This window comes from Bacillus sp. mrc49, assembly GCF_002803435.1.
Map to the genome: position 1 here is coordinate 1 of NZ_PHNG01000410.1, position 311 is coordinate 311.

Sequence of the window (311 nt, forward strand, 5' to 3'; positions counted from 1 at the left end):
ATCGAAGCCACCTTCGATGACGGGCTGGACGTGCTGAAATACCTGCAAAACCATCAGGTCGATGCCATTTTCCTCGACATCAATATCCCGTCGCTGGACGGCGTACTGCTGGCGCAAAACATCAGCAAATTTGCGCACCGGCCTTCGATAGTGTTTATCACCGCCTATAAAGAACATGCGGTGGAAGCGTTCGAGATCGAAGCGTTTGACTACATCCTCAAGCCTTATCACGAAGCGCGCATCGTCACCATGCTGCAAAAGTTGGAGGCGCTGCACAGCCGCCCGGCCCCCCTGCCGGAACAGGCCAGCGC

General features: G+C 55.9%; 1 protein-coding gene. It reads left to right on the plus strand.

Going from position 1 to position 311, the window contains the following annotated elements:
* The coding region (locus CVN76_RS02540) for a response regulator (RefSeq protein ID WP_157805486.1) at nucleotides 1-311 on the plus strand (311 nt) is incomplete at both ends.